11 protein-coding genes are annotated in these 10,246 nt (G+C 57.6%); 8 read left to right on the plus strand and 3 right to left on the minus strand.

Annotated features, from left to right (window positions below):
* Nucleotides 1-236: 236 nt before the first annotated feature.
* From PPN31114_RS15460 to PPN31114_RS15490, 7 genes are all read left to right on the plus strand, one after another.
* Complete coding sequence (locus PPN31114_RS15460; RefSeq protein WP_150680322.1) at nucleotides 237-1,223, plus strand: DODA-type extradiol aromatic ring-opening family dioxygenase; 987 nt, start codon at nucleotides 237-239, stop codon at nucleotides 1,221-1,223.
* Between the two features lie 89 nt (nucleotides 1,224-1,312).
* Nucleotides 1,313-2,137 (plus strand): aspartate dehydrogenase, encoded by an 825-nt coding sequence (locus PPN31114_RS15465; protein WP_150680323.1) that lies wholly within the window; start codon nucleotides 1,313-1,315, stop codon nucleotides 2,135-2,137.
* A gap of 9 nt (nucleotides 2,138-2,146) precedes the next feature.
* The gene (locus tag PPN31114_RS15470; protein ID WP_150680324.1) at nucleotides 2,147-2,443 is read left to right on the plus strand and encodes a hypothetical protein; all 297 of its coding nucleotides are present in this window, start codon (nucleotides 2,147-2,149) and stop codon (nucleotides 2,441-2,443) included.
* The gene (locus PPN31114_RS15475; RefSeq protein ID WP_150680325.1) at nucleotides 2,427-3,245 is read left to right on the plus strand and encodes a DODA-type extradiol aromatic ring-opening family dioxygenase; all 819 of its coding nucleotides are present in this window, start codon (nucleotides 2,427-2,429) and stop codon (nucleotides 3,243-3,245) included. Before PPN31114_RS15470 ends, PPN31114_RS15475 begins: the two co-directional genes overlap by 17 nt.
* Before the next feature lie 54 nt (nucleotides 3,246-3,299).
* Nucleotides 3,300-4,148 carry an alpha/beta fold hydrolase gene (locus tag PPN31114_RS15480; RefSeq protein WP_246182556.1) on the plus strand — a complete coding sequence of 283 codons (849 nt, stop codon included), beginning with the start codon at nucleotides 3,300-3,302 and terminating at the stop codon, nucleotides 4,146-4,148.
* A gap of 116 nt (nucleotides 4,149-4,264) precedes the next feature.
* The gene (locus tag PPN31114_RS15485) at nucleotides 4,265-4,924 is read left to right on the plus strand and encodes a hypothetical protein (protein ID WP_150680327.1); all 660 of its coding nucleotides are present in this window, start codon (nucleotides 4,265-4,267) and stop codon (nucleotides 4,922-4,924) included.
* Nucleotides 4,925-5,080: 156 nt separating this feature from the next.
* On the plus strand, nucleotides 5,081-6,121 hold the full coding sequence (locus tag PPN31114_RS15490) for an AraC-like ligand-binding domain-containing protein (protein WP_174988087.1): 1,041 nt from the start codon (nucleotides 5,081-5,083) through the stop codon (nucleotides 6,119-6,121).
* Nucleotides 6,122-6,201: 80 nt separating this feature from the next.
* On the opposite strand, the gene PPN31114_RS15495 is transcribed toward PPN31114_RS15490, so the two are convergent.
* From PPN31114_RS15495 to PPN31114_RS15505, 3 genes are all read right to left on the minus strand, one after another.
* Nucleotides 6,202-6,999: a porin family protein gene (locus PPN31114_RS15495; protein ID WP_246182557.1), complete on the minus strand. Its 798-nt coding sequence runs from the start codon at nucleotides 6,997-6,999 to the stop codon at nucleotides 6,202-6,204.
* 21 nt (nucleotides 7,000-7,020) lie between these two features.
* Nucleotides 7,021-7,854, minus strand: coding sequence for an acid phosphatase (locus PPN31114_RS15500; RefSeq protein WP_150680329.1), 834 nt, complete (start codon nucleotides 7,852-7,854; stop codon nucleotides 7,021-7,023).
* Between the two features lie 298 nt (nucleotides 7,855-8,152).
* Nucleotides 8,153-9,040 carry a LysR family transcriptional regulator gene (locus PPN31114_RS15505; protein WP_150680452.1) on the minus strand — a complete coding sequence of 296 codons (888 nt, stop codon included), beginning with the start codon at nucleotides 9,038-9,040 and terminating at the stop codon, nucleotides 8,153-8,155.
* A 114-nt stretch (nucleotides 9,041-9,154) separates the two neighbouring features.
* Here PPN31114_RS15505 and PPN31114_RS15510 point away from each other — a divergent pair, with 114 nt between their 5' ends.
* Nucleotides 9,155-10,042, plus strand: coding sequence for an alpha/beta fold hydrolase (locus tag PPN31114_RS15510; RefSeq protein WP_150680330.1), 888 nt, complete (start codon nucleotides 9,155-9,157; stop codon nucleotides 10,040-10,042).
* Nucleotides 10,043-10,246 lie beyond the last annotated feature (204 nt).

Raw genomic sequence — 10,246 nt, forward strand, 5'->3', positions numbered from 1 at the left:
GTTCCCGCGCCGGTGTTGATCAATGACGCATTCCGAAATGCACACATCCGACGCAGAAAAAATCGTTTGTTGATGGGAGAGGTGAACTCCTACCATCCAGACTCGTATCCGACAGGTCGCGCAGGTTCGAAAATGCAGAAAAACGCGATTTGTGTGGCTTGAGTTCTTTATTTATCAGGCACTTACGGATTCCACTGTATACAGCATTCAATGGATTCGATACTAGAGAAAACGCTATGGCAAAAATTGTGATGGGCATCGGTTCCTCTCATAGTCCGACCCTTTTGATGAAGCCATCCGCATGGTTGGCCCGCGCCGCGACTGACGATCAGAATTTCTTTGTGCTTCACGATCACTCAGGCGCTCGGGTGAGCTATGGCGAGTTGCTCGAAAAGGCCGACCCGGCAATCCTGGACGAGATCACACCTGCCAAACTCGAGCAGCGTCATAAGCAGAATCAGGCGGCTGTGGCGCAACTTGCCGAGACGCTCAACAAGGTGAACCCCGACATCGTCGTGATCATTGGCGACGACCATAAAGAGGTGTTTCACGACGACAACATGCCGGCACTATCGGTGTATTGGGGCGAGACCATTCCTTATCGTCCGACGGGGATCATGAAGTGGAAGTACGACCCTGATCTCGATCAAGAACTCTGGTATCCGCAGGAGCCGAAGGACTATCCCGTCGCGTCGCAATACGCCGAGCGCTTGATTCGCGGAATGATGGATGACGGCTTCGATGTCGCGCAGTCCAAGTACTTTAAAGATCAGCAGGCAATGAGCCATTCCTTTGGCTATGTCTATTACAAGCTGATGACCGAGAAGATCTACCCGTCGATTCCGGTCAGCATCAACACCTATTACCCGCCCAACAATGTGTCGCCGCTGCGCGCCTATCGCATCGGGCAGTCGATCCGGCGTGAGATCGAATCATGGAGCGAAGACCTTCGGGTGGTGGTCATGTCGACGGGCGGGCTGAGTCACTTCGTCGTCGACGAAGCGTTCGATCGAAGTTTTCTTGAGCGCCTTGCCGCGGGTGGACCCGACGTCCACGCTCAGCTGCCGCTGCAAAAGCTTCAGTCGGGGAATTCCGAGTTCCGCTGCTGGTCGGCATTGGCCGGTGCAGTCGACGGCATGAAGATGGATTTAGTCGACTACATCCCGTGCTATCGCAGCCCCGCCGGAACCGGATGCGCAATGGCATTTGCGACCTGGTCGTAACGCTAAGCCTTTGGTTCGGGCAGCGGCGTGAAAACCATGGCTGCTGCCCTTGATAACACCGGTGAATTCGAGGATTGGGAAAAGTAGATATGCAAGCGCATACGAGCGGTCAAACGAAACGAGTGGGTGTGGCGGTACTGGGGACGGTGGGTAAGTCGATTGCGAAAGCGCTCGATGAGGGGATTCCGGGGATTGAGCTTGTCGCCGTCGCGGCGCGTGATGGCAAAGCGGCTGCTGAGTGGGCCGCCTCGCTGCGGAGTCGTCCCGTTGTCGCCAGCTTTAACCAGATGGCGGAGATTTGCGACGTCGTCATCGAATGCGCACCGGCGCATCTTCTGCCGGAAATCGCTGCGCCGGCGCTCAAATTGGGGAAGCAGGTTGTCGTACTTAGCTGCGGCGCACTGCTCGATAACGATGAACTCATCGATATTGCGCGTGAGCACGGCGGACAAATCGTGATTCCTACCGGGGCGCTGCTGGGACTGGATGCAGTGAACGCTGCGGCGGAAGGCCGAATCATGTCGGTGAACATGGTGACGCGTAAGCCCGTCAAGGGACTGCTGGGCGCGCCGTATCTTGCAGAGCAAGGGATCGTGCTCGACGGAATCATCGAGAAGACGCGGATATTTTCCGGCACGGCACGCGAAGCGGCGAAGGGCTTCCCCGCGAATTTGAATGTCGTGGTTGCGCTATCGCTGGCGGGCATTGGGCCCGACCAAACGAAGCTGGAAATCTGGGCCGATCCGGACATCACGCGAAACATGCACACCATCACGGTGGAATCGGACGCGGCGCTGTTCTCCATGTCGATCGAAAACATTCCGACTGAAAACCCCCGCACGGGGCGGATTACGGCGCAAAGCGTATTGGCGCTGCTGCGCAAAATGACGTCGCCGATGCGCGTGGGAACGTGAGGCGTGGCCATGAGCTTACGTCGTCCCCCTGTGGAACTGCACCGGCTGATTAGTGCGCTCGTGCACCGTCCCGAGTTGGTCGCCCGGTTGCGAGAGGCGCCGGATCAGGTGCACGAGGAATTCGGGATTCCCGCAGATCAACGCGTGCAATTGCAGGCCGAGCCAACGAAAGCGCTGCGCGAACTCGATGTGCATCCGAACTTGCAGTTTAAGTATCTCGGTGCCCGTGGCTTGTTGAAGCTGGCCCCGGCGTCGATTGCTCCCTTTCTTCAACAACAAGGTCTTGGCGATGGGAAAGATTGTTAGTGCCGCGGCCACGTCTCACACGTTCGGCGTGGCGGATGGGGTGGAGGCGCAAGCGCAGCGCATCTTCGACGGCATCGACCGAATTGGGCAGGCGATTCAGGCATCCAAGCCCGACGTGATCTTGATTGCCACCAGCGACCATCTCGTCAACTTCTCGCTCGATTTCCAGATTCCACTCGCTGTCGGCATCTCGGACGAGTGGTGTCCCTACGGCGATCTTGGCGTGCCTCGGCAACCGTTTCCGGGACATCGGGCGTTTGCCACCGAACTCGTCGCGTTTGCCGCTACGAAGGATTTCGATCTTGTTGCGGTCGAGAACGTCAAGCCGGATCACGGGCTTGCCATGCCGAACGCGATCATCAATCGCGGCATGAACGTGCCGGTCGTGCCGATCTACATCAATACCGTAATGACACCAGCACCGACTTGCGCACGGAGCTTTGCGTTGGGCAAGGCTGTGCGGGCGTTTGTGGAAACCTCGCGACCGGCGCGCGAGCGTGTCGCGGTTTTGGCGACGGGCGGGCTCTCGCACTGGATCTGTTTGCCCGATTCAGGGCGCGTGAATGCGAAATGGGATCGGGAATTGATCGAACGAGTCGTGACCGGTCGCGGTGCGGAACTGGCGGACTTGTCGTTCGACGAGATCATCAAGGACGGCGGAAACGGCGGACTCGAGATGGCCACTTGGGCATTCATGGCCGGGACGACGGGGGCGAGCGTGGGCGAACAGGTCTATTACGAAGAAATGGCCGCGTGGTGGACCGGCATGGGCGGAGTGCTCATGCATCTGGATGGGGCGTGATTTTCATCCACCCGCGACGCGTTGTTTCTCTAAACATTTGAAGAAGGTTTGATGATGAGTTATCCCTCTCTGCCTGCGGATATTCAGGCGGCAAGTCATACGGTCGATGTGAATGGCATCGAAACGCACTACCTCGACATTGGACATGGCGACCCGCTGATCTTGATCCATGGCGGTGGCGCCGGTGCTGACAGCTGGGGCAACTGGCGTGGCTGCCTGGAAGCTTACGCAAAGCACTTTCGCGTGATTGCCTACGATATGCCGGGCTTCGGTCGTTCAGCGAAACCGTCTCCCGATGTGTACGAGTACACGCAACAGAACCGCAATCGCCATTTGCTCGGATTCATCGATGCGCTTGGCCTTGAGCGTGTCAGGATCATTGGGAATTCGATGGGCGGGGCGACAGGGCTTGGGCTGGCGATTGACCATCCGGAACGCGTCGAAAGGCTCATTTTGATGGGGAGCGCTGGACTGAATATCGCTAATCCGGATCCGTCGTACATCAAGAACCTGCAAGGCTACGACTACACGCTTGAAGCCATGCAGCGGATCATGCGTGCGATGGTGGGATCTCGTCACGTTGTCGATCCGGTGATCGTGCAATATCGCCACGAGATCATGCAGAACGAAGACGCCCGGCAGGCGATTCAGCAAATCACCCGAGCCAAACTGACTTATGAGCGCGAGCAGATTGCGTCAGTGAAGACGCCGACCCTTGTCGTCGGCGGAAAAGAGGACAAAGTGGCGGTGCTGGCGAGAACCTACGGCTATCTGGAGCTATTGGATAACTCGTGGGGATTCATCGTGCCTCACGTCGGTCACTGGGTGATGATCGAAGCCCCGCAAGAGTTTGCGGTGATGACGTTGGGCTTCCTGACGGACCCCGCCTTCGTTGCGTGTTAAGCCGTAGCGACCTGCCGTCAACGTGACATCAATGCGTATTACGCTTTCACGGACGTTTTGAACGTGTATGCGGTACCAACACATACGAAAGCATTGATATTACGGGATCATTTCAAATGACAGTGCCACACCTCATCAATTTGATCGCGCATGTGGCAGCGGGTGTTTGCGCGATGGGTATAGGGTTTTGCATCCTGTTCACGACCAAAGGAACGGTCGTGCACAGGAAGATGGGGCGCGCATTTACCTATTTCACGCTTGCCGTGTGTCTCTCTGCGGTGATCGGCAGCGTGTTTTTTCGCTTCATTCCGATGTTTGCAGTGCTGACCGTTCTGGTGGCATTTCAGCTACTAAGCGGTTGGCATGTTATCTACACCAAGGATCTAGGGCCGAACAGAGTCGATTTGCTTCTTGCGTCATGTGCAACATTGGTCGGTGGTCTGCTACTGAAGCAGGTACTGTTTTCCCCATCGACGGGCAGCACGTCAAACGTGGTCGTATATTCGTCGCTCGGGACGCTAGCGCTCTTAATTTTTTATGAGTTCTTGCGCTGGACCTTTCCAAAGACATGGCACGCGAATCTGTGGCGTTACGAGCACATCTACAAACTCGTCGCCTCTCTTTTTGCCATGATTTCGGCGTTCGTCGGCAATGTCATTCGCTTTGGTCAACCATACTCTCAAATTGCTCCGTCGATCATTGGGTTGCTCACCATTGGATGGTTCTTCTGGATGAACTATCGATACCGAATGAAGCCGTCGTTGACTGCTGCCTAGGCCAATGAGAATTCCACGGCCACATACTTGCCACAAGCATCGCAAAACCCCATAAAATCAAGCGTCTTATAAGGCTCTCGATTTTCAATGGGCTCGCCATTCGATTGGTGGATCTGTTGGAAATTGAAGAATGACCTCCAACGGGGAAAGGGCGTCATGGCAAACACGGAAATTCGGATTTCAACGGATTCGATCGAGCCGTCGTTACGCGACGACTTTTGGCGTGAAGTGACGCGTCCATTCGTCGAGACCATGCGTTCCAAGACTTCGAATGCGGTCCCGTTGGAAGGCGCGATGCTGATCCGCACCGTCGGGGGTATGACGCTGGGTTCGACCAAATTCAACGCGCAGCGCTATGTGCGCGACAAGCGAACCATCGCGCAAGGCGGCCTCGATCATTACCTGATTCACGTGTTGGCGGCTGGATCAATTCACGGCGACTTTGCTGGGAAGGATGTCGTCGCCGCGCCGGGTGGCATCTGTGTCATCGATCTCGCGCGAACCTACACGTGCGAAGTTGACGCGGGCGTGCGAGTGGCTACGACGGTTCCGCGTGCGAGTGTCGAGAAGTTGTTGGGTTCGCGTGATCTGCACGGCTTCGTGCTGAAAGCCGGTCTGCCGCTGACGCGATTGCTGATTGATTATCTTCAGGGCTTGCACGAGATTTCCGCGAGTCTGTCGGCCAGCGAAGACATCGCGGTGCAAGACGCGCTCATGACGTTGCTCGCCGCTGGTCTCGCGAACGCGCCGCCCGCGCATGCCGAACCGATATCCGTACTCGGGCGTGCGTTACGTGAGCGCTTGCTGGCGTTTATCGATAGCAATCTCACTCGCGCAGATCTAGGTCCCGAACTTCTCACGCAACGATTTCGCATTTCCCGAGCGCATCTGTATCGCACGTTCGCGGATGACGGCGGCATTGTGAGCGTCATCCGAAACAAGCGTCTTAACGCGGCCTACCGGGCGTTGCTTGATCCGAGCCGGACGGCAAGATCAACGTCGGCCATTGCGGCCGATTTCGCATTTGCGGATGCGGGGAAGTTTCGCAAAGCCTTTGCCGCGAGTTTTGGCGTGACGCCCGACGACGCGCGTGAACAGGGGCAATACATTGCGTCTTTAACTGACGGCGCCGGTCATCTATCGACCCACTTCGCGGCGTTCAGCGGGCATTCAGTCGCGCGGCAGACGCGTAACTAATAGAGGGGAAGGACGGCCGCGGCACCCCGCTGTCGATTTGCGAGGCCACCAGTCGCGACAACATGTGATGTGCTGTTGGCTCAAAATCGGTACCTCAGGCCAATGATCGGCCCCTGTTGAACAACGTTATAAACGAAACCGCTCTTGTTGTATTTAACGCCGAGCGCCCGGTATCCCAACATGACGGACCAGCTCTCTTTAAATTGATATCCGACAGCCGCCGTCACATCCCAATCAAGATCCGCCTGGCCTGTCCCGACGACGCCCCAGCCTGTCAGATACCAGTTGTCGGTCAAGAAGTAGTTTCCTCGGACTCCCGCAACCGCATCGACCCACGTCGCGCTATCGCTGCGACGCTTTCCGTTGAGCGCGCCCGCAGTGATGTCGATATCGGTGCTCGCATACCAGACGCGTGCGCCTGCGACTAAATCAAGTCGAGTCTGGCCGTTGGCGAGGATGTTGTAGCTGCCGCCTAGAACGCTGGTGAATGTCTTCGACGTGACATCGAATTTCCCGCCGGTAGAGACGCGTCCATACATCACGTCTGCCAGCAAACCGTAGCGACCATATCGCGCTTCGGCTCCCGCCATGAACGACAAGTCGACATTCTTGAGAATGTCGCCGAAGTCGGAACTGACATGACTCGCGGCCATGCCGAACTGTCCAACGTTGCCGTGTATTCCCGCTGCCCAGATGTATGGGCTGACACTTAACGTCCAACGTTCCGCATTCGGCGATGCGCTCGTTAAAAGCGTTGGCGGGACGGAAAGCGCATCCGCTGCGAATGCCTGAGTGTGAATCCCCGATAGGGCGCTCAACAGCGTCGCCTTCGCGATAAATGATTTCATGGTGCTCTGATTCGGCATCTTGTCGGTCAATCAATCGGTTCGATAAACGCCTTATTGACTCGACAAGGCTGCTGCTTCGCTCGCGCAGTTCAACTGCGATGACGCCCCCTTCGACTGCTGCGCTAACACTTCTTTGCGAGCCGCTTTCAGATCGGCAAGAAATGCCGCATTTGTGTGAAGCTTGGCGACCGTCGCCGCGCCCATGGTGCGTCCCGCGTCTACGTCGCTTTGCCAGTGAGCGTTGCAGATAACACGGCTTTGGCCGAATTCCAGACCGCGCCGCAGTAGCGTATCGGCTCGACTGGGATTGATTTCAGACAGAATGAGTCCCCACGCCCAGCCTGCGGCGGTATGTCCCGAAGGGTAGGAGCCGTCATTGCGCAGCAACGGTTCTTGCTCAGGAAAGCAGGTGCCTTCGTTGTGAACCACGAACGGGCGCGTGCGGTTATAGGTGTTCTTCACGCCATAGGTTGATAGCCCGGCATCCGTTAACACGCGCTGCATCAGGCGGTAGAGTTGCGGCGTCTTCTTTTCGCTGATATCGACGCCCATCGCGCAGGAGAAATTCTTCGCGGGCTGCGGAAACTTCAGATCGGCGTCCAGACGGGCCAATTCAGAGCGTGGCTTACCACGCAGCGGGACGGTTGCCTCCCGCGCCGCTTCGTCACGAGCGAGTGCTGCACTGCCGTCGGCTGGTGGCGGTCCTAGCAATTCCAAACTATTGGGCAAGTCTTTGGGCTGGATGTAGCCGGGCACCAACTGGAAGTGCGGATCGGTGACGTCGGGACTCGGGCCTGGGATGTTGTCTTTAGCAATCGAAATGCCAGCTTGCATGCCGACGACGACCGACAAAGCAGTGATTCTCTTGCGAAGTTGCGAGCGCATGGGCGATAGGTCTCTTGGAATTGAAGGTCTTGTGTCTTGGAATAGCAGGACCGCGACCTTGATACCTTTCGCCAGTTTTATTCGTACTCCGGATAACAAGTTATCTAGTGAGTCGTGTTCTTCTATAACAAGGTGGCTTGTGCGATCCTGCTCGCGACTTTACCCGTGCTGCCTTCGGAAATGACGGCGCGGGCAGTGCGGTGAGACAAATCGCAAGAGATAAAGAGACAGAGCCGTGGAATGTTCGTCGCGTATAGCCGTCTCTTATGCCTTTACACGAGCTAGCCGTTCGCGATGACTACGCCTTAAACCGAGCGACCAGAAAGTCGAGGAACGTGCGCAGCTTGACCGACAACTGGTGGCGCTCCAGATAAATCGCATGGATGTCGGCGTTCGGCAACGCCCAATCGTCCAGCAGAGCGACGAGGTCGCCGCGCGCCAGGTGCTCATCGATCTCCCATTCGGACCGCACGGCGATGCCACGGCCCTCGAGCGCCCAATGCAGGACGGCACTGCCGTCGTTACTGGCCAGTGGACCGTCGACTTTGACCGTCTCAACGCGCTTGCCTCGCGAGAAATGCCAACTGCCGAAGGCGGACTCGTTCTCGCGAATGATGAGGCAAGCGTGCTGCGTCAGATCGTGCGGCGTGGTTGGTGAGCCGTGACGCTTCAGATAGGCGGGCGACGCGCAGACGATGCGACGATTGCGCATGAGGCGACGAGCATTCAGCCGAGCGGCAGGGATTTCACCAAAGCGGATGCCGACGTCGAAGCCTTCGTCCTGCAAGCTCACCGGGCGGTCGCTCAGGTGCAGTTGGATCTTCATCGCAGGATGCTGCGCGACGAAGTCCGAGATGGCGGGGGCCAACCGCGCGCGGCCGAAGCCGAAGGAGGCGTTCACTCGCAGCAAGCCGGTCGGCTCCGCGCGACTGCGCGTGACTAGTTGTTCCAGCTCGGTCAATCCGTCGAGCAGACGCGCGCCATTAGATAGATACAGCTCACCCTCAGGCGTGAGGCTCAGCCGCCGCGTCGTCCGGTTCATCAACCGAACCCCGAGCCGGCGCTCCAATTGCGCGAGCCGCTTGCTCACTGCGGGCGGTGTCACCCCGAGCTCCCGGGCGGCCGCTGCGAGATTGCCGTGGCGCGCCACCAGCGCAAATAGACGCAGTTCCGAAAAGCCATCCATATAAGAGCCTTTTGCCGTCGTTATTCGTTCCAAATGGTAACGAGTGGAATTACTTTGCGGAAACCCAATCGCCTGAGGCATCAATTAGACTCAAAACGGTTTCGGGAGACAACGATGTTCGAAGGATTTACTGACGCGTCCGTCCAAGTCGACGGCATCAACATTCACGCCATCCGTGGCGGACAGGGGCCGGCGCTGCTTTTATTGCACGGGCATCCGCAGACGCACGTCATCTGGCACAAAGTGGCGCCGAAGCTAGCGGAACACTTCACGGTGATCGCGGCGGATCTGCGTGGCTATGGCGATAGCGGCAAGCCAGTTGGGGATGCGGGGCACGAGAATTACGCCAAACGTCGAATGGCGCTTGATCAGGTCGAACTAATGCGACACCACGGGTTCGCGTCATTTTCCGTGCTCGCGCATGACCGCGGCGGACGAGTGGCGGCGCGTATGGCGCTCGATCATCCAGACGTCGTGACGCGCTTGATTACATTAGATGTGGCGCCGACGCTGGCGATGTATGAGAAGACGTCCTTTGATTTCGCCCGCGCTTATTGGCACTGGTTCATGCTTGTGCGCCCGGCGCCGTTCCCCGAGACGTTGATTCGCGCGGACCCCGATCTCTATCTACGTCAGACGATGGGCGCACGTAGTGCTGGCTTGGCACCCTTTACTAAAGAAGCGTACGCGGAGTACCTGCGCTGCCTTCAGGACCCGGCCACTGCGCACGGCATGTGCGAGGACTACCGGGCGAGCGTGACGATCGATCTAGAGCACGACCGGGCGTCGTTGGCGTCTGGGCAGCAGATCCGTTGTCCTTTCTTGGCGCTGTGGGGCGCGCACGGTGTGATTGAACAGTGCTTCGATCCTATTAAAGAGTGGCAGGCGTACGCGCCGCAGGTAGAAGGAGAGGCGCTGCCGTGCGGACACTATCTTCCTGAAGAGGCACCGGACCAGTTGCTTGCGCGTGTGCTGCCATTCCTCGGTGTGCCTGCAAAATAAGCACCTTCAAAAAAGTTTCACAAACCCCTTGCGCGCATCGAAGAAGGTGACTAATATCTCGTCTCTCGCAACGACAGCGACGCAGCGAAAGCAGCGAAGCAAGTAAGTGCGACGGGCTGGAAAGCCTGGTGGTTAGTGGTTTTGGAGCTTGTGAGTCGCTACGGCGACGAGCGAAAAGAAGCGAAAAAAACTGTTGACGACGAC

It is taken from the genome of Pandoraea pneumonica, from assembly GCF_902459645.1.
GTDB lineage: Bacteria > Pseudomonadota > Gammaproteobacteria > Burkholderiales > Burkholderiaceae > Pandoraea > Pandoraea pneumonica.